Source organism: Streptomyces sp. NPDC037301 (genome assembly GCF_055602785.1).
This window is the reverse complement of the sequence record NZ_JBVJWD010000028.1, coordinates 1-24,586: the sequence shown is the minus strand read 5'-3', so window position 1 is coordinate 24,586 and position 24,586 is coordinate 1. Positions and strand designations below refer to the sequence as shown.

Annotated in this window: 21 protein-coding genes and 1 tRNA gene; 18 read left to right on the top strand and 4 right to left on the bottom strand. The window is 70.1% G+C overall.

The features are described 5' to 3' along the window. Positions 1-15: 15 nt before the first annotated feature. The 9 genes from ACZ7IB_RS32945 (at position 16) to ACZ7IB_RS32905 (ending at position 8,973) form a co-directional block, all read left to right on the top strand. Positions 16-1,134 (top strand): inositol-3-phosphate synthase, encoded by a 1,119-nt coding sequence (locus ACZ7IB_RS32945; RefSeq protein WP_470917591.1) that lies wholly within the window; start codon positions 16-18, stop codon positions 1,132-1,134. After that, on the top strand, positions 1,131-2,168 hold the full coding sequence (locus ACZ7IB_RS32940) for an SCO3242 family prenyltransferase (RefSeq protein ID WP_470917589.1): 1,038 nt from the start codon (positions 1,131-1,133) through the stop codon (positions 2,166-2,168). The genes ACZ7IB_RS32945 and ACZ7IB_RS32940 overlap by 4 nt, the downstream gene beginning before the upstream one ends. Then, a complete protein-coding gene (locus ACZ7IB_RS32935; protein WP_470917587.1) occupies positions 2,165-3,022 on the top strand; it encodes a sugar phosphate isomerase/epimerase family protein in 858 nt (285 codons plus the stop codon). The genes ACZ7IB_RS32940 and ACZ7IB_RS32935 overlap by 4 nt, the downstream gene beginning before the upstream one ends. 21 nt (positions 3,023-3,043) lie before the next feature. Further along, the gene (locus ACZ7IB_RS32930; RefSeq protein ID WP_470917586.1) at positions 3,044-3,709 is read left to right on the top strand and encodes an EboA domain-containing protein; all 666 of its coding nucleotides are present in this window, start codon (positions 3,044-3,046) and stop codon (positions 3,707-3,709) included. Continuing rightward, positions 3,709-4,557: a TatD family hydrolase gene (locus ACZ7IB_RS32925; protein ID WP_470917584.1), complete on the top strand. Its 849-nt coding sequence runs from the start codon at positions 3,709-3,711 to the stop codon at positions 4,555-4,557. Before ACZ7IB_RS32930 ends, ACZ7IB_RS32925 begins: the two co-directional genes overlap by 1 nt. A 4-nt stretch (positions 4,558-4,561) precedes the next feature. Next, positions 4,562-5,737 carry a metabolite traffic protein EboE gene (eboE, locus tag ACZ7IB_RS32920; protein ID WP_470917582.1) on the top strand — a complete coding sequence of 392 codons (1,176 nt, stop codon included), beginning with the start codon at positions 4,562-4,564 and terminating at the stop codon, positions 5,735-5,737. Continuing rightward, entirely contained in the window at positions 5,734-7,140 is a 1,407-nt protein-coding gene (locus tag ACZ7IB_RS32915) for a nucleotide pyrophosphatase/phosphodiesterase family protein (protein WP_470917581.1), read from the top strand. Before eboE ends, ACZ7IB_RS32915 begins: the two co-directional genes overlap by 4 nt. A 49-nt stretch (positions 7,141-7,189) precedes the next feature. Next, complete coding sequence (locus ACZ7IB_RS32910) at positions 7,190-8,341, top strand: sugar phosphate isomerase/epimerase family protein (protein ID WP_470917580.1); 1,152 nt, start codon at positions 7,190-7,192, stop codon at positions 8,339-8,341. 547 nt (positions 8,342-8,888) lie between these two features. Further along, positions 8,889-8,973: transfer RNA gene (locus ACZ7IB_RS32905), tRNA-Leu, on the top strand. A 211-nt stretch (positions 8,974-9,184) separates the two neighbouring features. Here the strand turns inward: ACZ7IB_RS32905 and ACZ7IB_RS32900 are convergent. Next, the gene (locus tag ACZ7IB_RS32900; RefSeq protein ID WP_470917578.1) at positions 9,185-10,411 is read right to left on the bottom strand and encodes a M48 family metalloprotease; all 1,227 of its coding nucleotides are present in this window, start codon (positions 10,409-10,411) and stop codon (positions 9,185-9,187) included. A 260-nt stretch (positions 10,412-10,671) separates the two neighbouring features. On the opposite strand from ACZ7IB_RS32900, the gene ACZ7IB_RS32895 reads away from it, so the two are divergent. Beyond that, on the top strand, positions 10,672-11,676 hold the full coding sequence (locus ACZ7IB_RS32895) for a helix-turn-helix transcriptional regulator (RefSeq protein ID WP_470917577.1): 1,005 nt from the start codon (positions 10,672-10,674) through the stop codon (positions 11,674-11,676). Between the two features lie 359 nt (positions 11,677-12,035). Here ACZ7IB_RS32895 and ACZ7IB_RS32890 read toward each other — a convergent pair whose 3' ends face one another. After that, on the bottom strand, positions 12,036-13,496 hold the full coding sequence (locus ACZ7IB_RS32890; RefSeq protein WP_470917576.1) for an amino acid permease: 1,461 nt from the start codon (positions 13,494-13,496) through the stop codon (positions 12,036-12,038). Between the two features lie 430 nt (positions 13,497-13,926). On the opposite strand from ACZ7IB_RS32890, the gene ACZ7IB_RS32885 reads away from it, so the two are divergent. The 7 genes from ACZ7IB_RS32885 (at position 13,927) to ACZ7IB_RS32855 (ending at position 22,212) form a co-directional block, all read left to right on the top strand. Next, positions 13,927-14,943, top strand: a complete 1,017-nt coding sequence (locus ACZ7IB_RS32885) for a LacI family DNA-binding transcriptional regulator (RefSeq protein ID WP_470917574.1) — start codon at positions 13,927-13,929, stop codon at positions 14,941-14,943. Next, on the top strand, positions 14,940-16,502 hold the full coding sequence (locus ACZ7IB_RS32880; protein ID WP_470917572.1) for a sugar ABC transporter ATP-binding protein: 1,563 nt from the start codon (positions 14,940-14,942) through the stop codon (positions 16,500-16,502). The genes ACZ7IB_RS32885 and ACZ7IB_RS32880 overlap by 4 nt, the downstream gene beginning before the upstream one ends. Continuing rightward, positions 16,492-18,465 carry an ABC transporter permease/substrate-binding protein gene (locus tag ACZ7IB_RS32875; protein WP_470917570.1) on the top strand — a complete coding sequence of 658 codons (1,974 nt, stop codon included), beginning with the start codon at positions 16,492-16,494 and terminating at the stop codon, positions 18,463-18,465. The genes ACZ7IB_RS32880 and ACZ7IB_RS32875 overlap by 11 nt, the downstream gene beginning before the upstream one ends. A gap of 40 nt (positions 18,466-18,505) precedes the next feature. Beyond that, positions 18,506-19,426, top strand: coding sequence for a ribokinase (locus ACZ7IB_RS32870; RefSeq protein ID WP_470917569.1), 921 nt, complete (start codon positions 18,506-18,508; stop codon positions 19,424-19,426). Continuing rightward, positions 19,423-19,812: a D-ribose pyranase gene (gene rbsD / locus ACZ7IB_RS32865; RefSeq protein WP_093896175.1), complete on the top strand. Its 390-nt coding sequence runs from the start codon at positions 19,423-19,425 to the stop codon at positions 19,810-19,812. Before ACZ7IB_RS32870 ends, rbsD begins: the two co-directional genes overlap by 4 nt. A gap of 496 nt (positions 19,813-20,308) precedes the next feature. Next, the gene (locus ACZ7IB_RS32860; protein WP_470917567.1) at positions 20,309-21,244 is read left to right on the top strand and encodes an ATP-grasp domain-containing protein; all 936 of its coding nucleotides are present in this window, start codon (positions 20,309-20,311) and stop codon (positions 21,242-21,244) included. After that, positions 21,241-22,212 carry an ATP-grasp domain-containing protein gene (locus ACZ7IB_RS32855; protein ID WP_470917566.1) on the top strand — a complete coding sequence of 324 codons (972 nt, stop codon included), beginning with the start codon at positions 21,241-21,243 and terminating at the stop codon, positions 22,210-22,212. The genes ACZ7IB_RS32860 and ACZ7IB_RS32855 overlap by 4 nt, the downstream gene beginning before the upstream one ends. Here the strand turns inward: ACZ7IB_RS32855 and ACZ7IB_RS32850 are convergent. Continuing rightward, entirely contained in the window at positions 22,106-22,459 is a 354-nt protein-coding gene (locus ACZ7IB_RS32850; protein ID WP_470917565.1) for a UBP-type zinc finger domain-containing protein, read from the bottom strand. The two genes, ACZ7IB_RS32855 and ACZ7IB_RS32850, sit on opposite strands and share 107 nt — an antisense overlap. Positions 22,460-23,044: 585 nt before the next feature. On the opposite strand from ACZ7IB_RS32850, the gene ACZ7IB_RS32845 reads away from it, so the two are divergent. Beyond that, a complete protein-coding gene (locus tag ACZ7IB_RS32845) occupies positions 23,045-23,839 on the top strand; it encodes an MMPL family transporter (RefSeq protein ID WP_470917564.1) in 795 nt (264 codons plus the stop codon). On the opposite strand, the gene ACZ7IB_RS32840 is transcribed toward ACZ7IB_RS32845, so the two are convergent. Next, a complete protein-coding gene (locus ACZ7IB_RS32840) occupies positions 23,814-24,461 on the bottom strand; it encodes a class F sortase (RefSeq protein WP_266356023.1) in 648 nt (215 codons plus the stop codon). The two genes, ACZ7IB_RS32845 and ACZ7IB_RS32840, sit on opposite strands and share 26 nt — an antisense overlap. Between the last annotated feature and the right edge of the window lie 125 nt (positions 24,462-24,586).

Genomic DNA, 24,586 nt, shown 5'->3' with positions numbered 1-24,586 from the left:
CCAGGGAGGCAGCCCGTGTCAGCACCCGCCGTTCGTACCGGAGTCTGGTTCATCGGAGCACGCGGCTCCGTCGCCACCACCGCCACAGCGGGGTGCGCGGCGGTCGCAGCAGGGCTCCACCAGGCGGCAGGCATGGTCACCGAAACACCGCCGTTCGCCGAGAGCGGGCTGCCCACCCTCACCTCACTGGTCTTCGGCGGACACGACACCGTCGGCTGTCCGCTGCCCAAACGGGCCGAGGCACTGGCCACCGGGGGAGTGCTGCCGCACGGCCTGCCCTCGGCGGTACGCTCCGAACTCGCCGCCGCCGACGCGGAGATACGGCCCGGCGGCCCACTGCCCGGCGACACCCGCAGCGACGAGGAGCTCATCACCGCCTTCGCCGCCGACCTTGCGGACTTCGGGCACCGCAACGACCTGGCCAGGACGGTCGTGATCAATGTCGCCTCCACGGAACCGGTCCCGGCCCCCGGCGAGCGGCGGTTGCCCGCCAGCTCGCTCTATGCCGCGGCAGCGCTCCGGGCCGGCTGCCCGTACATCAACTTCACCCCGTCCACCGGGCTGCGCACCCCCGCCCTCCAGGACGCCGTCGCGGGCTGCGGACTTCCTCACGCGGGCCGCGACGGCAAGACCGGCCAGACGCTGCTCCGCTCCGTACTCGCCCCGATGTTCGTGCAACGCGCCCTGCCTGTACGGGCCTGGTCGGGCACCAACCTGCTGGGCGGCGGGGACGGAGCGGCGCTGGCCGACCCGGGCGCGGCCGCGGCCAAGAACGCGGGCAAGGAACGCGTCCTCGCCGACACGCTGGGAACCGCGCCCGAGGGCGAGGTCCACATCGACGACGTACCGGCCCTCGGCGACTGGAAGACGGCCTGGGACCACATCGCGTTCGACGGATTCCTCGGGGCACGCATGGTGCTCCAGACGACCTGGCAGGGGTGCGACTCCGCACTGGCCGCACCCCTGGTCCTGGACCTGGCCAGACTGGTGGCCCGCGCCCACGAGAAGGGGCTGACCGGCCCCTTGCCCCAGCTCGGCTTCTACTTCAAGGACCCGGACGGCGGCCCTGCCGCACTCTTCGAGCAGTACACGGCGCTGCTCGCCTTCGCCGAAACGCTGCGGGGGGAGAAGTGACGGTACGGGCCTGGGCGGAGCTGCTGCGGGTGTCGGCGCTGTTCACCGTCCCCGGCGACGCACTCGCCGGGGCAGCGGCGACGGGCAGGCGCCCCGACCGCGGCACCGCGCTCGCCGTCGGCGCCTCGCTCTGCCTGTACGAGGCGGGCATGGCGCTCAACGACTGGGCCGACCGCGACGAGGACGCCGTCGACCGCCCGCACCGGCCGATCCCCTCGGGCCGCATCGCCCCCGGCGCGGCCCTCGCGGCGGCGGGCGCGCTGACGGCCGCAGGACTGGGCCTCGCCGCACGGGCCGGCCGACCGGCCCTCGCGGTCGCCACCGGGCTGGCGGCGACGGTCTGGGCGTACGACCTCCGCCTCAAGCACACCCCGGCGGGACCGGCGGCGATGGCGGCGGCACGAGGACTGGATCTGCTGCTCGGCGCCACCGCCACCGGCGCGGTGAAAAGGACGGCGGGCACGGGGTCGCGTACGGGATCGGGGTCGCCTACGGCCTCGGGTTCGAGTGCGGCTTCGGCTTCCGGTTTGCGCACGGGTTCGTCCGCGGCTTCGCGTGGCTTCGTTCGCGGCGCCCTCCCGGCCGCCGGCCTGCTCGGGGCGCACACCTACGCCGTCACCGCCGTCTCACGGCACGAGGCGCAGGGCGGATCCACGACCGCACCCCTCGCCGCGCTCGCGGTCACTGCCGCACTGGGCGCCGCGTCCCTGCGCGAGCAGCGCGGACCCGGGGACGCGACCCCGGATGCGGGACGGTCGCACCGGCCCCCGGCGACCCCCGCCGCCACCGCCTCCCGCCTCCTGCTCACCGCGCTCACCGGCTCCTACTTCCGTACGGCCGCGGGTCCCCTCCTCCACGCCGCCCTCAACCCGTCCCCGCCCCTCACCCAGCGCGCCGTCGGCGGGGGCATCCGGGCGATGATCCCGCTCCAGGCAGCCCTTGCCGCCCGTGCCGGAGCAGCAGGTTCGGGGCTCGCCGTCATGGGACTCGTCCCGCTCGCCCGCACCCTCGCCCGGAAGGTGAGCCTCACATGACCATCCGCCTCGGCTACGGCACCAACGGGCTCACCGACCTGCGCCTGGACGACGCCCTCGCACTCCTCGCCGATCTCGGGTACGACGGGGTCGGGCTGACCCTCGACCACATGCACCTCGACCCCCTCGCCCCCGACGTCGCCGCGCGCACCCGCCACGCGGCGTCCAGGCTCCAGGAGCTGGGCCTCGGCGTCACAGTGGAGACCGGGGCCCGCTACGTCCTCGACCCCCGTCGCAAGCACGGCCCGTCGCTCCTCGACCCCGACCCCGAGGCCCGCGCAGCCCGCACCCGGCTGCTCGTCCGGGCCGTCGGCATCGCCGCCGACCTCGGTGCGCACGCCGTGCACTGCTTCAGCGGCATCACCCCACCGGACACCACCCCCGACACCGCCTGGCAGCGGCTCACCGACTCGCTCGCCCCGGTCCTGGACGCCGCCGACCGCTCGGGCATCCCCCTGGCGATCGAGCCCGAGCCCGGACACCTCCTCGCCAACCTCGCCGACTTCCACCATCTGCGCGTTCTCAGCGGTGATCCACCACCGCTCGGACTGACCCTGGACATCGGTCACTGCCAATGCCTGGAGCCCGCCCCGCCCGTCGACTGCGTGCGCGAGGCCGCCCCCTGGCTGCGGCACGTCCAGATCGAGGACATGCGCCGGGGCATCCATGAACACCTCCCGTTCGGTGAAGGCGAGATCGACTTCCCGCCCGTACTCGAAGCGCTCGACGCGCTCTCCGGCACCGGCTACCGCGGCCTCACCGTCGTCGAGCTGCCCCGTCACTCCCACGCCGGCCCCGAACTCGCCCGCACCTCCATCGAGTTCCTCCGCAAGCACGGTCCGTCGAGCCGCTGAAACCGCCGAAGGGAGCAACGCATGCCGATGACCCCGACGACCTCCCCGCTGCTGACCCGCAAGGAACTCGACGCACAGCTCGGCGGAGCCGCGCGCGCCTGGCTCGACGAGGCCCTCGCCGAGGCCGAACACGCCGCCTCCCACGAGGACTCCGAACAGCCCCGCGGCCCGTACGCCGTACCGTCGTGGGAACTGCGGTACGCCGCCGCCGGCCGGTACTGCGGACTCGAACACGCCGACTCCGTACGCGCCCTGCTGCTCGTCGAAGCCCGCGCCGCGCTGCCCGCCCTGACCAGGCTCTACGAGCAGGGCACCGCCGCCGAACGACGCGCCGTCCTGCTCACCCTGCACCGGCTGGACCTCGGCCCCACCGCCCTTGTGCTCGTCGAGGACGCCCTGCGCACCAATGACACCCGGCTGGTCGCCGCGGCCGTCGGCCCGTACGCCGCCGCCCATCTCGACGCGCACAACTGGCGCCACGCCATTCTCAAATGCCTCTTCACCGGTGTCCCTGTAGATGCCGTCGGCCAACTGGCACGGCGCTCGCGCGGAGACGCGGAACTCGCCCGCATGCTCGGTGACTTCGCGGCCGAACGCATCGCCGCGGGCCGCAGCGTCCCCGCCGACCTCACCCGGGTGCTCGATCTCACCACCCCCGGCCCTGCCGCCCCCACGGAGGAGTCCTGATGCGCATCTTCGACCCCCACATCCATATGACCTCCCGCACCACGGACGACTATCAGGCGATGTACGACGCGGGTGTCCGCGCCCTCGTGGAACCCTCCTTCTGGCTCGGCCAGCCCCGCACCTCGCCCGCCAGCTTCTTCGACTACTTCGACGCCCTGCTCGGCTGGGAACCCTTCCGCGCCGCCCAGTACGGCATCGCCCACCACTGCACGCTCGCCCTCAACCCCAAAGAGGCCAACGACCCCCGCTGCACCCCCGTGCTGGACGCCCTGCCCCGCTATCTCGTCAAGGACTCCGTCGTCGCCGTGGGCGAGATCGGCTACGACTCCATGACCCCGGCCGAGGACACCGCCCTCGCCGCACAGCTCCAGCTCGCCGCCGACCACGGCCTGCCCGCACTCGTGCACACCCCGCACCGCGACAAGCTCGCCGGACTGCACCGCACCATCGACGTCATCCGCGAATCCCACCTCCCCCCGGAGCGGGTCCTGCTCGACCACCTCAACGAGACGACCGTGAAGGACGCCATCGACAGCGGCTGCTGGGCCGGCTTCTCCATCTACCCCGACACCAAGATGGACGAGGACCGCATGATCGCGGTCCTCAAGACCCACGGCACCGAGAAGGTCCTGGTCAACTCGGCCGCCGACTGGGGAAGGAGCGACCCGCTCAAGACCCGCAAGGTGGGCGACGCGATGCTCGCCGCCGGGTTCAGCGAGGACGACGTCGACCAGGTGCTCTGGCGCAACCCCGTCGCCTTCTACGGGCAGAGCGGCCGGCTGCAGCTCGACATCGCCGCGCCGGAACCACTCCACGAGGGCAACTCCATCCTGCGTGGCGGGGAGTGAGGCGATGCGCTTCCGTCATCCCGACGGCTCCACCGTCCACCTCTCGTACTGCACCAACGTCCACCCCGCAGAGACACTCGACGGGGTCCGCAACCAACTGCGCGACCACTGCGAACCGGTCCGCAAACGCCTCGGCCGGGACAGGCTCGGCATCGGCCTCTGGCTCGCCAGGGACGCGGCCCGCAGCCTGATCAACGACCCGTCACAGCTGCGCTCCCTGCGCGCCGAACTGGACCGCCGTGGCCTGGAAGTCGTCACCCTCAACGGCTTCCCGTACGAGGGATTCGGTGCCGACGAAGTCAAGTACCGGGTGTACAAGCCGGACTGGACGGACCCGGAGCGGCTCGCCCACACCACCGACCTCGCCCGGCTCCTGGCCGGTCTGCTCCCCGACGACGTCACCGAAGGGACCATCTCCACCCTCCCGATCGCCTGGCGCACCCCGTTCGACTCCGATGCCGGGGCGGCCCCTCTCGCACACACCGCGCTCACCACCCTCGCAGAACGCCTCGACGCGCTGGCCGAGCTCACCGGCAAGTCCATCCGCATCGGCCTCGAACCCGAGCCGGGCTGCACCGTCGAGACCACCGCCGACGCCATCGCACCGCTCACCGCCGTCGGACACCGGCGCATCGGCATCTGCATCGACACCTGCCACCTGGCCACCTCCTTCGAGGACCCCGACACCGCCGTCGACGCGCTCGACACAGCGGGCATCCCGGTAGTCAAGGCCCAGCTCTCCGCCGCACTGCACGCCGAACACCCCCACCTCCCCGAGGTACGCACCGCACTCGCCGCCTTCGCCGAGCCCCGCTTCCTCCACCAGACCCGCACCAGCACCGCCGCCGGGCTGCGCGGCACCGACGACCTCGACGAGGCGGTCACCGGCCGGGCCCTGCCCGACGGCGCCCCGTGGCGCGCCCACTTCCACGTCCCCCTGCACGCACCTCCCGCACCACCGCTCACCTCCACCCTTCCCGTGCTCAGGTCCACGCTGACCCGGCTGGTCGGCGGCACACGGCCACTCACCAGGCACCTGGAGGTCGAGACGTACACCTGGCAGGCGCTCCCGGCCGCACTGCGCCCCCGCACCCGCACCCAGCTCGCCGACGGCATCGCCGCCGAACTGACCCTCGCCCGCGACCTCCTGGTCGACCTCGGCCTCAAGGAGCTCCCATGACCGCCGCCGAGCAGGCCACCACGCCCACCGCACCAACCCCGCTTCTCGTTCTCGACGTCGTCGGGCTCACCCCACAGCTCCTCGACCACATGCCGCACCTCAAGGCCCTGGGGCAGTCCGGCACCCACGCCCCTCTCGGCACCGTGCTCCCCGCAGTCACCTGCGCGGCCCAGTCCACCTTCCTCACCGGCACCACGCCCGCCGAGCACGGCATCGTCGCCAACGGCTGGTACTTCCGCGAGCTCGGTGACGTCCTGCTCTGGCGCCAGCACAACGGTCTGGTCGCCGGGGACAAGCTCTGGGACGCCGCCCGCCGCGCTCACCCCGGCTACACCGTCGCCAACATCTGCTGGTGGTACGCGATGGGCGCCGACACCGACATCACCGTCACCCCGCGCCCCGTCTACTACGCCGACGGCCGCAAGGAACCCGACTGCTACACCCGGCCGCCCGCCCTGCACGACGAACTCACCGAAAAACTCGGCACATTCCCCCTCTTCCACTTCTGGGGCCCCGGCGCCGACCTCGTCTCCTCCCAGTGGATCATCGACGCGACTCGGCACATTCTCGACACCCGCCACCCCGACCTGGCCCTGTGCTACCTCCCGCACCTCGACTACGACCTGCAGCGCTACGGCCCCGACGACCCCCGCTCGTACCGGGCCGCGGCCGATCTGGACCGGGCCGTGGCACCCCTCCTGGACGATGCCCGCCGCGAAGGCCGCACCGTCGTCGCCCTCTCCGAGTACGGCATCACCCGCGTCGACCGGCCCATCGACATCAACCGGGCCCTGCGCCGCGCCGGTCTCCTGGAGGTCCACACCCAGGACGGCATGGAATACCTCGACCCGATGGCCTCACGCGCCTTCGCCGTCGCCGACCACCAGCTCGCCCACATCTACGTACGCCGCCCCGAGGACCTCGAAGCGACGCGCGAAGCCCTCCAGGACCTCCAGGGCATCGAGCAGCTCCTCGACGACGAGGGCAAGAAGGCACACGGCCTGGACCATCCGCGCTCCGGCGAACTGGTCGCCGTCGCGGACCCGGATGCCTGGTTCACGTACTACTACTGGCTCGACGACGCGCGCGCCCCCGACTTCGCGCAGCTCGTCGAGATCCATCGCAAACCCGGTTACGACCCGGTCGAACTCTTCCTGGACCCCCAGGACCCGTACGTCCGGGTCAAGGCCGCCGCGGCCGTCGCCCGCAAGAAGCTCGGCATGCGCTACCGCATGGCGGTCGTACCGCTGGACCCGTCACCTGTTCGCGGCAGCCACGGCCGCCTCCCCATGAGTGACGAAGAAGGTCCGCTCATCCTGTGCTCCACCCCCCACGCGTTCACCGGACCCGTCCGGGCCACCGAGGTGAAGTCCTTGCTCCTCACGCTTGCCGGCCTCGCATGAGGTCGGTCCGCAGACGGCGTTTCGAGCATCTTCGAGAAAGAGAGAGACCGTGACCGCGTACAACGACGAATCCGGAACGGACGGCGCCCTGCGCCGCAGCCTCGGCGTCAGCCGCCGCCGTTTTCTGAGCACCTGCACGGCCGCTGCGACAGCGGCGATCGCCGCGCCCGCCTTCGGCGCCTCGCCGGCCCTCGCCCAGACCGCCTCCGGCAAGGGGCGGGGCGTCGGCCAGGCTCTGGTCCCGGCGGAGCGACGAGGAATCATCCTTTACACCGTGCGCGACGCCACGGGCCGGGATCCGCTCAGCACCGACCTTCCCTCGGGCTTCCGTGAGGTCTTCAGGGAGCTGGCCCGCTACGGCTACAAGCAGGTCGAGTTCGCCGGGTACGGCCAGCACGCCAACGCACCCGGCGGAAGCAACCTCGAATCGGTGGAAGGCGCGAAGCTGCTGCGCTCGTGGCTGGACGACTACGGTCTGCGCGCCCAGGGCAACCACGGCTTCATCCCGTCGTCCTGGCCGCTGAACCAGAGCGACCTGGACCAGTTCAAGCGCCACCTCGAGATAGCGAACATCCTCGGCATGGAACACATGGGCACCGGTGGCGACCCCACCGGCAGCGCCTACCGCGGCGACTGGGACGTGGCTGCCGACAAGTGGAACACGCTGGGACGGATCGCTCAGGGCGCGGGCATCAAGCTGTACACCCACAACCACGACGCGGCCTACGGCTTCCTGCTCGACGGCGGTCCGCTGGACGCACAGGGCCGCCCCACCCGCAGCTCCGGCATGCGCAAGCTCGAGTACTTCCTTCAGGTCACCGACCCGAAGTCCGTGTGGCTGGAGATGGACATCTTCTGGGCGCACGTCGCTCAGTACAAGTTCCACACCTACACCGCGCACGACGGATCGCAGCAGGAGAACATCTTCGACCCGGCGGCACTGGTCCGCTGCAACACCAAGCGCTACCCGCTGTTCCACGCCAAGGACGGCATCGTCAACACAACCAGCGGCCAGGGCTACGACATGGTCCCCTTCGGTACCGGGGTCATCGACTACCGGACGTTCTTCCGCCGCGTCGGGGCGAAGAACTACCACAACCCGATGGTCGAGCAGGACAACGCACCGAGCTCGACCGTCCCCGCGCAGTCCCTGAACCATGCGCGGACCGGCTACGACAACTTGGCGGCGCTGCGCAAGTAGGACCATCGGCGGCACCGGAGGGGCGGTCCGCGCCGCACCCCGAATTCCTGAAGACCGGGGAACAGCGCAATCGCCCGCCCGGTGACGTCAGGCACCGTACGCTCCACGGCAGTCACCAGGAGCGTACGGTGCCTGACCAGCACCCCGAACTGCGCGACCGACCCCGGGACCGGTCGGGGATCCGCCGGTCGTTCTCCCCGATCCGGCGATGACGAACGCGCCCTTGTGGTCCCACGCCCCCACCACAATGTTCCATGACCGGCCGGCACCGGCGTCCCCGGCACCACGTAGTCCCCGATCCTGGGGATCAGCCGCAGGACGACCCCCTGCCGCCGAGCGGCCCGGTCTTCGCGGCAGCCGGACGCCGCCCGGCGATCCGCCGGACGTACTGCACGTGCACGAGCGACGACAGACCGTACACACGGCAGGCCAACGGCTTCCCTGTGCCTGCCACCCCCCACTGACCACCGAATATGCAGGTGAGAGGCACCCCAAACCCCTGGTATTGTTTTCTTTGTCGCCGCGGGAGACCGGGGCCGATCACCTAGTCCGGGTGGCGGAATGGCAGACGCGCTAGCTTGAGGTGCTAGTGCCCTTTATCGGGCGTGGGGGTTCAAGTCCCCCCTCGGACACAGCGGATGACGCGGGTTGTGACTCTACAGTCACAGCCCGCGTTTTCGTGTTGCAGGTCAGCGTAAGGCCGAAGGTGCGCTGTGCCGCGCCGACGGTGCATCTTGCGGCCGCCCGGACGCCGGCGCGGCCCCGCTGCGCGGCCGTGGGCGGTCGGCGCGCGGCCTTTCGGCCGTCGCGCGCCGACCGGGCCGCGCACCCGAGGCGCCGTACTCAGTTCGTCGCGTCCGGCTTCACGATGTCGGGAAGCTTCGCCTCGAACAGCTCGTCGAGCTTCAGCGAGGGCAGGATGTGGCCCTGGTCGGGGGCCTCGTTGGCGACGCTCGCGCCCCATGTGGACGCCGCGAGGCGCTGGTTGGGCGTGCCGTGGTGCCCGTTGCTCTTGAAGCTGCAGTCGCCGACCTGGTAGAAGGACTGGGCGGAGCCGAGCACCCGCTTGGTGTTGAGGGCCTCGCCGCGCGAGTGCGTGAGGAAGTACGTGCCGAACGCGTCCGCCATCAGCTCGGTGCGGCGGGTGGCCTCCGGCCCGGTGAGCGTGGTGTTGTCGAACAGGTTGTCCTCGTACTGCACGTGGTGGCCGAACTCGTGGGCGAGGATGGCGCGCGGGGCGGTGCCGCCCAGGCCGATGGCCTTCGTGGCCTCCAGGATGCCGTCGCCCATGACGATGCGGTCGGAGATGCCCAGCGGCTGCGGGTCGCCCTTCTCGGAGTAGGCGAACGCGTTGAAGGTGAAGATCGGGTTGGCGCCGCCCTTCAGTACGGGCTCGGAGCCGACCAGCGAGATGAAGAGCTCGGCCAGGCCGAGGTTGCTCTCGGTCGTGCCGCCGTACAGCACGGACAGGGTGCGGGCGAGCCGCTCCGGGGAGGAGAAGACGTCGGCGCCGTGCATCGGCATGAGCTGGATGTCGTCGGAGTAGATGTCCCAGAACCTCTTGAGGTCCTTGGCTTCGGACGTCAGCTGGTTGGTGTATTCGCCGTTGACACCGTAAGTGTTGGACTTGGACTCGCTGCCGAACAGCAGCGCATCGTACGTGGGGAGGTCGAACCCGCCGAGCAGAGAGAGGATGAAGATCGTGAAGGGGTCCTCGGCGCCCTCGAGCAGATTGTTCGCGTAGGCCGTCAGCTCCGTGCTCTGGCACTGGTAGTCGCCCGGGTTGATGACGCTGTTGCGGATGTCCGTCCACTGGGCGTCGCCTATGCCGTACTTGGCGTTGGCTGCCTGGAGGCGCTCCTGCCAGTCGGCCGGCAGCTCGGCCAGGATCTGGTCGACGAGGGCCTTCGTCTGCGGGTCGAGCTTGGAGGTGTCGATCGCAGAGCCGTAGGAGGCTGAGGCGGCGGCGGTGGCCGTCGTGTCGTTAGCGGCCGTTGCCGGCAGGACGGTGCCAAGGGTGCACGTGGCCGCGGTCACGAGGGTGACGGCCCAGGCGAGGGACTTCTTCACAGTCAACTCCTTGGTGGGTCGAAGCCGACGCGCCATTCGTCCTTGTGGGACGGGAGAGGCGGTCGGATTGCCATGAGCCAAGAGTCTGCAAAGAAAGCACCTTCCGGAGAAGCTGTCGGTGCTGTCTGAATCCGGCATGGCAGGAAGGTGACAGATGCCATGCAGTCACGTGCACGCCCGATGTGACCATCCCGATCTGACGACTTGTCACTCCGGGCGCCCCTACCCGGTGGTAGCCACCATGTGGACACGATCTTCACATGGAGCACATCGCATATACGTGCAATGCTTGCAATATGCATCCGCTCCGCGCCATCGGCCTCACTGCGACCGCCGAGGACGTCTACCTCGCGCTCGTGCAGCGCGACCCGACGACCCCGGCCGCGCTGGCGGGCATCCTGCGTGTGGCCCCGGATGCCGTTGTCGAGGCGGCCCGCGAACTGACCGAACTGGGCCTGGTGGAACCGGACGACGAAGGACTCGTCGCCTGCCCCCCGCGCACCGCGCTCGACGCCCTCGCGGAAATCCGCGCCAAGGAACTCGGAGCCCTGCGCGACAGCGCCGACGAACTCGCCCGGTTCTGGCGCGACCACCACACCGAAGCCCCGGGATACATCGAGATAGTCCGGACGGACGAGGCCGGTGAAGCGCTTGTCCGGCGTGTGCAGGACGAGGCGACGCACCAGGTCCGTGCTCTGTCCATCGGCCCCTCCGGCCACCTCGCCGCGCCCCCGACGGTGGCGCCAGGCTGTCTGGAGGCACTCGCGCGCGGCGTCGCGTACTCCGTGGTCTACGGCACCCAGGTGTTGCGTGACGCGATAGGCCGGGAGGCCATCCAGACCTGCGTCAACCTCGGTGAACGCGCCCGCGTCTTCCCCAACGTCGCGCTGAACCTGATGATCTGTGACGACCGCTTCGCCGTCGTCTCCGCACCCACGCGCGATCACCAGCGACGCCACCACATAGTCGTGCAGCGATCGGCCCTGCTCGACGGCCTCATCGGCATGTTCGAGTCGCACTGGCAGATGGCCGTTCCGCTCCCCGCCGGCGACGAGCCCATGGGCGACGTCGGTGCCGCCCCCACCGACGACGCCCGGCAGCTTCTCACCTACCTCAGCGGCGGACTCACCGACGAGTCCATCGCCCGCGAACTCGGCGTCAGCGAACGGACGGTGGCGCGTCGCATCGCACGCCTCCAGGAAGTCCTGGGCGCGCAGACCCGCTTCCAGCTCGGCGTCCAGGCCAGCCGCCGCGGATGGCTCTGAGCGAGCAAGCCCCGTCGCCCGGTGCTGTGTCCGGAAACGTTCGCCGGGTGTGATGCCGTGCCGGCAGAATCCCTTCGTGGATATTTCTGAGGGCTTGGCCGACTGGACTGACCGGGCCTCCTCCACGATGCGCGGCAGGAACAGCGGTACCGAGCCCGCGTAGCGCACGTGCCGGCGGCCGAGTTGTTTGCGTGCGGCCAGAGCAATGCCGTGATCGCGAAGGAGTTGTGGGTCAGCGTCCGATCGGTCCAGCGGTGGCGCTTCATCCGGGGTCTCTTTGCGTTCCGGGCGGGTAGCACGGGAACGGCTGCTCCCGCGGAAGGTGTCTCCGCGGGAGCAGCCGCCGTTGCCGAGAGCCGTCAGGCGTCCTTGCGCTCCTGTACCAGGCTGTTCACCCGGCCGCGGACGACGAACCAGCCGCCGACCAGGGCCGCCGCGATCAGTGGCAGGCACAGCACGGTCGTACGGCCCACTCCGCCGCCCCACCACATCAGGAACACGACCGCGGCGAGGAACGCCAGCGTGACGATCTGTGTGTACGGGGCCCAGGGCAGCCGGTACGAGGGGCGGGTGACCCTGCCGTCCCGCGAGCGGTGCCAGAACAGCAGCGAGCAGAGCATGATCATGCCCCAGGTGCCGAGGATGCCGATCGACGCGAAGTTGAGGACGATCTCGAACGCCTGGCCCGGCATGACGTAATTGAGCACGACGCCCAGTACACCGAAACCGGCGGTCAGCAGGATGCCGCCGTAGGGCACCTGGCCCTTGTTCATCCGGCCGGTGAACCGGGGCGCGGAGCCCGCCAGCGCCATGGAGCGCAGGATGCGCCCGGTGGAGTACAGACCGGAGTTCAGGCTGGAGAGTGCCGCGGTCAGCACGACCAGGTTCATCACACCGGCCGCGCCCGGGATACCGAGCTTGTCCATGACGGTGACGAAGGGGCTCTGGTCCGCCGAGTACGAGGTGTACGGCAGCAGGAGGGCCAGCAGCACCACCGAACCGACGTAGAAGAGTCCGACGCGCCACATGATCGAGTTGATCGCCTTGGGCATGATCTTCTCGGGGTTCTGCGTCTCACCCGCGGCGACGCCGCACAGCTCGACGGAGGCGTACGCGAACACGACGCCCTGGATCACCATCAGCAGCGGGAGCATGCCGGTGGGGAAGATGCCGCCGCTGTCGGTGATGGTGGAGATGCCCGGCGTGTGACCGTCCACCGGGTGCTGGGTGACCACCAGGAAGATGCCGATGAGCATGAAGGCAACCAGGGCGGAGACCTTGATGATCGCGAACCAGAACTCCATCTCACCGAAGTACTTCACCGAGATGAGGTTGGCGGTGAGGACGACGGCGAGGGCGATCAGCGCGAGGATCCACTGCGGGATGTCGCTGAACATCGCCCAGAAGTGGGCGTAGGTGGCGGCCGCGGTGATGTCGGCGACGGCGGTGGTCGACCAGTTCAGGAAGTACAGCCATCCGGCCGCGAAGGCGCCCTTCTCGCCCATGAACTCCCGGGCGTACGAGACGAAGGCGCCGGAGGACGGCCGGTAGAGGACCAGCTCGCCGAGCGCGCGGACGACGAAGAAGGCGAAGACACCGCAGACCGCATAGGCGACGGCGAGCGAGGGACCCGCGCCGGCCAGTCGACCGCCCGCGCCCAGGAACAGGCCGGTGCCGATCGCGCCGCCGATGGCGATCATGTTGATGTGACGGGACTTGAGGTCCTTGCTGTAACCGGCGTCGCCGGCGTCCCGGTGGGGGGAGCTCGTCGCCGGTGGGGCGGCGGCGAGCGTATCGGCCGCAGTGGTGCGGTCACTCATGAAGGAGATTCGCCTTTGTGAGGGGAAGGTGGGCGGTCCCGGCCATGGCCGGCCAGGGAGTCGTCACCGTGGCACGGCTCAACGACACATCATCCGGGAATCCTGTGATTCTGGCAGTGCTCCACATCACTCAGGAACAAATCTGAGGTACATCAGAGGTTACGGGCAGGTAAGCAAGAGGGTCCTCACGAGGGACAGGTCGACCCTCCGCGTTGCCTCCCACCTCCGCCTTGCAGCTGCACGCACCCAGCCCCGCTCCTTCTCCCACCCTCCCATTTGCCGGTCGGTCTTAGTCACAATCCGGTCTCGGAGGCCAGGTGAGGTCTTGTTTTCGGCCATGTAATCGATTCCAATCATCGCTGTAATCGATTCCACGGCTCTGGACCGCTGGTTTCGAGGCTCACGGAAACCACAAGGAGGTGGTCCGGAAATGGCGAGCATCAAGGATGTCGCGGCCGAGGCGGGAGTGTCCGTCGCCACGGTCTCCCGCGTTCTCAACAGCCATCCCTCCGTCAGCCCCGACGCGCGCAGACGCGTCCTCGCCGCTGTCGACGTCCTCGGCTACCGGCCCAACGCCGTCGCCCGTTCGCTGCGCACCGATCAGACGCGCACCCTCGGCCTGGTCATCAGTGACGTACTCAACCCGTACTTCACCGAACTGGCCCGCTTCGTCGAGGAGGAGGCCCGCGCACTGGGCTACAGCGTCATCATCGGGAACGCCGACGAGCAGCCCGACCTGCAGGAACATCACATCCGCACGCTCCTCGACCGCCGGATCGACGGACTCCTCGTCTCCCCCGCCGACGGGAGCTCCCCGCTCGCGCCGGGCGCTGTGGGCAGCGGCACACCGATGGTCTTCGTGGACCGTTGGATCCAGGGTGTGGACGTCCCCGTGGTGCGTGCCGACGGCCGCGACGCCATCCGGGACCTGGTCGGCCACCTGCACCGCCTCGGCCACCGCAGGCTTGCGATCATCGCGGGCCCGGCGGCCACCACCACGGGCAACGAGCGAGTCGAGGCCTTCCGTGAGGCGCTGCGTGAGCACGGACTCGCGCTGCCCGACACCTACATCGGGCAGGGCGACTTCCAGGCGGACAGCGGGCGCCGCGCCACCGAGCGCTTTCTGGCCCTTCCCGAACCGCCCGAGGTCGTATTCGCCGCCGACAATCTGATGGCACTCGGCGCGCTGGACGCGATCCGCGCACGCGGGCTGCGCGTCCCGCAGGACATCGGGCTCGCGGCCTTCGACGACATCCCGTGGTTCCTGCACACCGACCCGCCGATCACGGCCATCGCCCAGCCGACCGGCGAACTCGGCCGAGCCGCCGTGCGGGCGCTGGTCGACCTCATCGAGGGACGGTCCCCGCAGTCCGTCACCCTTCCCGCCCGCCTTGTCGTACGCAGTTCCTGCGGCGAGCACGCTTCGAACCCGAGGAGCAACCTGTGAGCACTCAGGACGAGTTGCTGCGCATCGAAGGCGTACGCAAGACCTTCCCCGGCGTGGTCGCGCTCGACAGCGTCGACTTCGACCTGCGCGGCGGCGAAGTGCATGTCCTGCTCGGTGAGAACGGAGCGGGCAAGAGCACCCTCATCAAAATGCTCTCCGGCGCCTACCGCCCGGACAGCGGCCGGATCTTCGCCCAGGGGCGTGAGGTCCGCATCCACAGCGCACAGGACGCCGAACGGCTCAAAATCGCCACGATCTACCAGGAGTTCAACCTGGTACCCGATCTCACGGTCGCCGAGAACATCTTCCTCGGCCGGCAGCCGCGCCGCTTCGGGATGATCGACCGGCGTCGCATGGAGGCGGACGCCGAGGTGCTCCTGCGCCGGGTCGGCCTGCATGTCTCGCCGAAGGCCAAGGTGCGTGAACTGGGCATCGCCCGGCTGCAGATGGTGGAGATCGCCAAGGCGCTCAGTCTCGACGCACGTGTCCTGATCATGGACGAGCCCACGGCGGTCCTCACGTCCGAGGAGGTCGAGAAGCTCTTCCGGATCGTGCGGCAGCTGCGCGAGGAGGGTGTGGGGATCATCTTCATCACCCATCACCTCGAAGAGATCGCGGCGCTCGGCGACCGGGTCACGGTGCTGCGCGACGGCCGCAGCATCGACCAGGTGCCCGCCTCGACCCCCGAGGAGGAGCTCGTACGGCTGATGGTGGGACGAAGCATCGAGCAGCAGTACCCGCGGCAGCGCCCGAAGGCCGGAGAGTCCCTGCTCGCCGTCCGCGGGCTGACCCGGAACGGCATCTTCCATGACGTCAGCTTCGACGTGCGGGCGGGTGAGGTCGTCGGCCTCGCCGGCCTCGTCGGCGCCGGACGCACAGAGGTCGCCCGTGCCGTCTTCGGAGCGGACCCCTATGACGCGGGCACCGTCGACGTACGCGGCGAGCGGCTGGCCAAGTACGACGTGACCGCGGCCATGGGCGCCGGGATCGGTCTCGTGCCCGAGGACCGCAAGGCCCAGGGCCTGGTCCTCGACGCGTCCGTGCAGGAGAACCTCGGCCTGGTCACCCTGCGCTCGGCGAGCCGGTCCGGGCTCGTGGATCTCAAGGGACAGCGCACGGCCGCCGCCCGGATCGCCGAACAGCTCGGGGTACGGATGGCGGGCCTCGGCCAGCATGTCCGCACCCTCTCCGGTGGCAACCAGCAGAAGGTCGTCATCGGCAAGTGGCTGCTCGCCGACACCAGAGTGCTGATCCTCGACGAACCGACGCGCGGCATCGACGTCGGCGCCAAGGTCGAGATCTACCAGCTCATCAACGAGCTGACGGCCTCCGGCCACGCCGTGCTGATGATCTCCAGCGATTTGCCCGAGGTCCTCGGCATGAGCGACCGGGTGCTGGTCATGGCCCAGGGCCGGATCGCCGGAGAGCTCCCCGCGCACGAAGCGACCCAGGACGCGGTGATGGCGCTCGCCGTCAGCACCGCCCCCACAGCAACTCCCGTAACGACTCCGGCAACGACGCCGGCTGTGAACGAAGAGGAGAGCCCCCGTGGCCACTGACACGCTCAAGAGCAATACGGGCGCGAGTGGCGCCGCAGGACGTACCGTCCGCCGCCTCCTGCTCGACAACGGCGCCCTGAGCGCCCTGGTCGTCCTGCTGGTGGCGATGTCGCTGCTCTCCGGCGACTTCCTGACCACCCAGAACCTCCTGAACGTCGGCGTGCAGGCCGCCGTCACCGCGATCCTCGCGTTCGGCGTCACCTTCGTCATCGTCTCGGCCGGCATCGACCTGTCCGTCGGCTCGGTGGCCGCGCTCTCCGCGACCGTCCTCGCCTGGTCGGCGACGTCGGAGGGTGTGCCGGTCTGGCTGGCGGTGATCCTTGCCGTCGCCACGGGCATCGCCTGCGGATTCGTCAACGGCGCCCTCGTCTCGTACGGCAAACTGCCGCCGTTCATCGCGACACTGGCCATGCTCTCCATCGCGCGCGGTCTGTCCCTGGTCATCTCCCAGGGCAGCCCGATCGCCTTCCCCGACTCGGTCTCCGTGCTCGGCGACACGCTCGGCGGCTGGCTGCCCGTACCGGTCCTCGTGATGATCGCGATGGGCCTGATCACGGCACTGATCCTGGCCCGTACCTACATCGGCCGTTCGATGTACGCGATCGGCGGCAACGAGGAAGCGGCCCGGCTCTCCGGACTGCGCGTCAAGCGACAGAAGCTGGCCATCTACGCCCTGTCCGGCCTCTTCGCCGCGGTCGCGGGCATCGTTCTCGCCTCCCGTCTGACCTCCGCGCAGCCGCAGGCCGCGCAGGGTTACGAACTCGACGCGATCGCCGCAGTCGTCATCGGCGGCGCCAGCCTCGCCGGCGGCGTCGGCAAGGCGTCCGGCACCCTGATCGGCGCGCTCATCCTCGCCGTGCTGCGCAACGGACTCAACCTCCTGTCCGTGTCCGCCTTCTGGCAGCAGGTCGTCATCGGTGTCGTCATCGCCCTCGCGGTGCTGCTGGACACGCTGCGCCGCAGGGCCGGGTCCAAAGCCGCCGCCTCGACCGGTTCCTCCGGCGCACCGGGATCGCCGGGATCCGGCGGCAAGCGAGCGGGAGCGGTCAAGTTCGGGATCGCCGCACTCTGCGTGGCCGTTGTCGTGGGCGCGGTGTCCTACTTCAACTCCGGCTCCTCCGGCGGCAACACCAAGGTGGGCATGTCGCTCTCCACGCTCAACAACCCCTTCTTCGTGCAGATGAAGGCGGGCGCACAGGCGGAGGCGAAGGCGGCCGGGGTGGACCTCACCGTCACCGACGCGCAGAACGACGCTTCACAACAGGCCAACCAGCTCCAGAACTTCACGAGTTCCGGGGTGAAGTCCATCATCGTCAACCCGGTGGACTCGGACGCGGCCGGCCCCGCCGTACGGAGCGCCAACAAGGCGGACATTCCGGTGGTCGCCGCGGACCGAGGCGTCAACAAGGCGAAGACCGCGACGCTCGTCGCCTCCGACAACGTCGCAGGAGGCAAGCTCGCCGCCGCGGCGCTGGCCGACAAGCTCGGTGGCAAGGGCAGCATCGTCGTCCTGCAGGGCACCGCGGGTACCTCCGCCAGCCGCGAGCGCGGCGCGGGCTTCGCCGAAGGGATCAAGGCGTACCCCGGCATCAAGGTCGTGGCCAAGCAGCCCGCGGACTTCGACCGCACCAAGGGCCTGGACGTCATGACCAATCTGCTCCAGTCCCACCCCGGTGTCACCGGCGTCTTCGCCGAGAACGACGAGATGGCGCTCGGCGCGGTCAAGGCACTCGGCAGCAAGGCAGGAAAGTCGGTGTCCGTCGTCGGGTTCGACGGAACTCCGGACGGCCTGAAGGCGGTCGAGGCAGGCACGCTGTACGCGTCCGTGGCCCAGCAGCCGAAGGAACTGGGCAAGATCGCGGTGCAGAACGCGGTGAAGGCCGCAGAGGGCAAGAAGGTCGACAGCACGGTGAAGGTGCCGGTCAAGGTAGTCACCGGGAAGAACGTCGCCGACTTCTCCTGAGCGGGACCTGAACACTGCCTGACCACGGAAAGCAGGAACAATGCACGAGAACGACCACGACCGGTACGACCTGCTGGTCGTAGGGTCCGCCAACGCCGACCTGGTCATCGGCGTGGAGCGCCGCCCCGCACCCGGTGAGACCGTGCTCGGTTCCGATCTTGTCGTCCATCCGGGCGGCAAGGGAGGAAACCAGGCGGTGGCCGCCGCCCGCCTCGGGGCCGTCACCGCCCTGCTGGCCCGGGTCGGCGACGACGCCCACGGCCGCCTGCTGCTGGAATCGCAGCGGGCGGCGGGTGTGGACACCAGCGGCGTCCTCGTGGGCGGGGCACCGACCGGAGTCGCGCTGATCACCGTGGACCCCTCGGGTGACAACAGCATCGTGGTGTCGCCGGGGGCCAATGCCCGGCTGACCCCGGAGGACATCCGGGGCGCCGGAGCCCTGTTCGGGGCGGCCCGGGTCGTCTCCGTACAGCTGGAGATCCCGCTGGAGACGGTCGCCGAGGTGGCCGGTGCAATGTCACCCGGCACCCGACTGGTTCTGAATCCGTCCCCGCCCGCACCCCTGCCGGACCATGTGCTGGCCGCATGCGACCCCTTGGTGGTCAACGAGCACGAGGCGCGCTACATCCTGGGCGAAGCCGCAGGCACCACGCCCGAGGAGTGGGCGCGAGCACTCCTCGAGCTCGGCCCGCAGTCGGTAGTGGTCACGCTGGGGGCGGCGGGCGCACTTGTCGCCGACAGCCGCAGGGGCGGCGTCGTACGCGTACCGAGCCTCAAGGTCGAGGCCGTCGACACGACCGGGGCGGGTGACGCGTTCACCGCCGCCCTGGCCTGGCGGCTCGGCCTGGGCGAGGAGCTCACCGAGGCCGCCGCGTTCGCCGTCAGGGTGGGTGCGGCGGCCGTCACCAGGCAGGGCGCGCAGGCGTCCTTCCCGACCGCAGAGGAAGTCTCCGCGCTGTGAAGAAGGCAGGAATCCTCAACCGCCATCTCGCCGGAGCACTGGCCGAGCTGGGCCACGGTGACGGGGTACTGATCTGCGACGTGGGAATGCCCATCCCGGCCGGCCCCCGGGTCGTCGACCTGGCCTTCCGGGCCGGTGTCCCGTCGTTCGCCGACGTGCTCGACGGGCTGCTGGACGAACTGGTGGTGGAGGGCGCGACAGCGGCGCACGAGGTGCGGGAGGCCAACCCGGAGGCCGCACGCCTCCTGGACGAGCGACTCCCGGAACTCGCCCACGTACCGCACGAGGAGCTCAAGGCGCTTTCGGCGGGTGCCCGGCTGGTGGTGCGGACGGGGGAGGCGCGGCCGTACGCGAACGTGCTGTTGCGGTGCGGGGTCTTCTTCTGACAGAGGCCGGCAGACACCGGGCGTGCGAATCACGGACGACGGGTCTGCGCGGTGGTCACCGCGGTCTCTGGCGCGATCACCGCGCAGCTGATGGGCCGCATCCCTCTTCGGGAGCGGCCCATCACGTGTATGCGCTGCCGCGGATGGTGAGGATCCCAGTGAACCGTCGACAGTACTGATGGTCCACTTGCCCGACCCATCCCTCTCGTGACCCAGGGTGCACCCGCGGGTCGGCCCGTGCGCCCCACGATGCCGGCTCCTCAAGACAGATCCGTATTCCGCGACCCGGTGGCGGACTCGGCCGGTGCGGGGCCATCCACTCCGTGACCCGCCCGACGGAGATCTGTTTGGATGAGGAACGCATCATCAGTAACACCCGGTGGCGGTTGCTTTGGGGCGAGCGTGACGTAGCGTTGCCCTTTTGGTGGTGTTCGGAAGAGCATCGCGAGGCACCGTTGTGCCCTCATCAGTCATGGGGGCACCGAGGGGTATTGGGATGAAGCTCTGCTTCCTCGTCGAAGAGCTGTACCGGCATGACGGCATGCCGCTTGACGTGGTCCGACGACTGCTGTCGTGGGGACACCAGGTGGACGTGGTGCGCCCCGGCGGCTCACTACTGCGGATCTCGGAAGAGGTGCGGGCGGGGACCCATGACGCCTGGGTACTCAAGACCGTGTCCGGCGGCCCCGGGCTCACCCTGCTGGAGGCCGCAGCGGCTGTGGGCCTGACCACGGTGAACGACGCGCGGTCGATCCGCGCGGTGCGCGACAAGGTCCTCACATCGGTCATCGCGCGACAGCACGGGCTACCGGTTCCGGTGACCTATTCGGCACCGAGGGCCACGCTGTTCGCGGATGTCCCCGAGGAGCTCTTCCCCCTGGTGGTCAAGCCCGCCGACGGCAGCTCGGGGCGCGGGGTGCGGCTCGTGCCGGACCCCGGGCGCCTGGCGGAGGCGGAGCAGGCGGGGGAGGGCCAACTCATCGCACAGCCCTACGTGTCCAACCCGGGCTCCGACCTGAAGGTCTACTGTCTCGCGGGCGAGTTCCACGCGACCTTGCGCCGCTCCCCGCTCCACCCGGACGGGCCGGTCGACGAGGGAGCCGTCCCCCTGCCCGCCGAGGTGGCCGCAGCGGCGGCGAAGGTGGGAGCGGTCTTCGGCCTCGATCTGTACGGCATCGACGTGGTGCTCGGCCCCGACGGTCCCGTGATCGTCGACATCAACGACTTCCCGAGTTTCCGTCAGGTCCCCGACGCCGTATCCCGGTTGGCCGGGGCCGTCCTCGACCTGGCCAGGACGGGCGGCGCTGCCCGGACGGGCGTGCTCGCCCCCGCTCCGCGCATTCCCGCGCAGCCGCAGATCCCCCACGGACAGCCCCACCCGCACCCCGAAGCGGACATGCTGGCGGCCGCACCGGGAGCCGCCCAGATATGAGGGTGTGTCTACTGACCGACAAGCCGGATCATCCGCTGCTCGCCGCAGCCTCTTCCGCACTGATCGAGGCGGAGCACCAGGTGACGTTCCTGAACCCGGACACCGGAACGGGATCCCCGTCGGAACTGGTGATCGCGGATGATCTCGCCGACGTCTACCTCCTCAAGGCTCATACCCCCCGGGCACTGGTGCTGGCCCGTTTCCTCGAAGCACACGGCGCCCGGGTGGTGAACTCCGCCGCCGCGACGGAGCTGTGCCAGGACAGGAGCCGGATCGCCGCCGTGGCGGAAGGCGCCGGCCTGCCGATGCCCCGGACCAGAACCCTGGACGCGCTGTCCGAGGCCCTCCACGGAGCGAAGCGGCCGGAGAGCGGCTATCCGCTCATGGTCAAGAGCCGCCACAGCCGGCGCGCGGACCTGGTCGCCCGCGTGGACGGCCCGGCCGAGCTCCAGGACCTCGCCGCCAAGTGGTCCAACGAGCCCGTCGTCCTGCAGGAGTTCGTCGCGAACAGCGGCTGGGACCACAAGCTGTGGGTGATCGCGGGGGAGGTGTTCGCGGCGGTGCGCCCCGCACCGGTGGGCGCCCCGCCGGACAGTGCGCAGTCCGCGCCCCTGGTCCGTGACCTGCCGCCGGCCTGGACCGAGACAGCCCTCCACGCAGGTGAGGTCTTCGGCCTGGACGTCTACGGTGTCGACCTGCTGGACCGCGAGGGGGCGCCCGTCGTCGTCGACATCAACGCCTTCCCCGGCATCCGCGGACCGGAGGGCGCCCCCGCGGCGCTGGCGGCCATGGCACTGCGACGCCCCCGGCCCAGCCCCAGCCAATTCGCTGCCAGGGGCGGTGTACCGGTGGGGCCTGGCCTCAGTGGGTGTGCCTCTGCCAGTCGAGAGGCACCCGTTCGTGCGGGCCGGGCACCGACTGCGTCTGCGGGTGGTGCTGCGGCGGCGCCAGGTTCGGGCCCTTGCTGAACATCTCCTTGGTGCGGAAGTCCCAGAACCAGTCCTCGCCCGGCTCGAAGCTCTGGATGAACGGATGCCCGGTGTCGGCGAAGTGCCGGGAGGCGTGCTGCTCCGGGGAGGTGTCACAGCAACCGACGTGCCCGCACTGGGCGCAGCGGCGCAGATGCAGCCACCAGCCCTGCGCCGCTTCACATTCCACACAGACGGTTCCGCTGGGCGGCACCGTCGGGTCGATACCCTCAATGGCCTGCGACATCAATGTCCTTCTGCCGTAGAGATAGGTCGCCGTGTCCTGATCGGCGCTACCGAGCCGCGCTTTCTCACACACCTCGGTGGCATAGAAGCCTTCCACGTTCGGTAAAAGCGAACGCATCGACCCGGATCTCACTACTAACGAGCGAACCGGACAACTGGGAGGTGATCGGTAAAGCCCAGGTCGTACGCGAGGCCGAGGATCTCCCCGTCCACGCGCACCCGGCCCCCACCGGTCGGACTCGGCGGGGACACGATCACGGGGCGGACGCTCATTCCACCACGCTCCATCGTCCCCTGTCCGGACGCACCCGGACACCGCCCGGACACGGGTTCAGCAACCCCCGCTGAACAACTGGGGCAGCAAGCGGCCCCCTGCCGTCGCAACGACAGAGGGCCGCGAGACTCACCCCGAAGACCCGGGGCACACGGTCAGCGCCGGGAGCGGGGCGGAACCACAGGAAGGGGTGCTACAGCTCCCCGTCAAAGTAGAACCGCCAGCTGTTGCAGCCTTGATCGGACCAGCAGGGCCGCGGCCGCACCGGCGGTCGCCGAGGCACTGAAGCACATCGACGGGGTCTTCGAGGTCGTGCCCGCCACCATCTCCACCGACGGTGAACTCGCCGACACCAAGGCCGTGTTGAAGGCGGACGCGGACAGCTCGGGCGCTGCTCGCACCGTGGACCGGATCCGCACCGCCGTCCATGACATCCCCGAAGCCGACGCACGGGTCGGCGGTCCCACCGCCATGGCCCAGGAGAAGGCCGAGGCGCAGGCACACGACCGCAGGGTGGTCATCCCGCTGGTGCTCGTCGTGGTCTTCGTCATCCTGATCGCACTGCTCAGGGCCCTGGTCGCGCCGGTACTGCTGATGGCGACCGTGGTGCTCTCCTACTTCGCCGCACTCGGCATCAGTTGGCAGCTGTTCCAGCACGCCCTCGGCTTCCCCGCCGTCGACATTCAGGTCATGCTGATCGGCTTCCTGTTCCTGGTCGCCCTCGGCGTCGACTACAACATCTTCCTCATCCACCGCATCCGTGAGGACGTCGGGCATCAGGGCCACCGGAGCGGGGTCCTGTCCGGCCTCACCTCCACCGGCGGGGTCATCACCGGCGCGGGCGCGGTCCTCGCGGCGACGTTCGCCGCCCTCACCAGCGCTCCACAGGTGGCGTTCATCGAGATCGGCATCGTGGTGGCGATCGGCGTACTGATCGACACCTTCGTGGTCCGCTCCGTCCTCGTTCCGGCGCTCGCCCTCGACGTCGGCCCCGCCTTCTGGTGGCCGGGCCGCCCGGTGGGCCGGGACACGGCAGCGCAGACCGTCGACGACGCGCCCAGGGAGGCGGTCGCGGTCGCCGTCAGCTCCGGGCGGCGTACACGATGAGGTTGTCCACGGGGTGGCCCTGTGCGTCGAAGGCGCCGTCGCAGGTGATGAGACGCAGGACGCGCTCGTTGGTGGCGCCGTAGACCCTCTTGGTCGGGAAGGCCTTCTTGCTGACGGTCTCCGTGCCGGTGACCCTGTAGTGGATCTCCGCCCCCCGGTCGTTGCGGATCGCGATGTCCGCACCCTTGCCGATCTTCTTCAGATCGTGGAAGACGGCCTTCCCGAAGCGGGTGTTGTTGTGCCCGATGAGGACTGCGGCGCCACGCTCGCCGGGGACGGCGCCACCGGTGTACCAGCCGACCGTCATGCCCTTCTCGGCGGGCGGGACCTGGACGGTGCCGTCCTCGTTCAGACCGAGCCGCATCAGCGAACTGTTCACCCCGATCGAAGGGATGCTGACATGGGTGGGGCTCGCCGCGGACTTCGGCTTCCCGGACTTCTGTGTCTCCTCGGGCCCCGTGTCCTTCGGAGAGTTGAGAGAGCCCGGGGCGCTGGATGAACCGCCGCCTGCGTGTGATGCGGCGGACGAGGCATCCACGGCGCCGGAGGAGCAGCCGGTGAGAGCGAGACAGGCGAGCACCGGAAGTGCGACATGCCAAAGCGGCATGGGCGTACGGGACATGGGGGCTCCAGAACGGGACGGAGATGGGCAGTGGGGGGGGGGGGGGGGGGGGGGGGGGGGGGGGGGGGGGGGGGGGGGGGGGGGGGGGGGGGGGGGGGGGGGGGGGGGGGGGGGGGGGGGGGGGG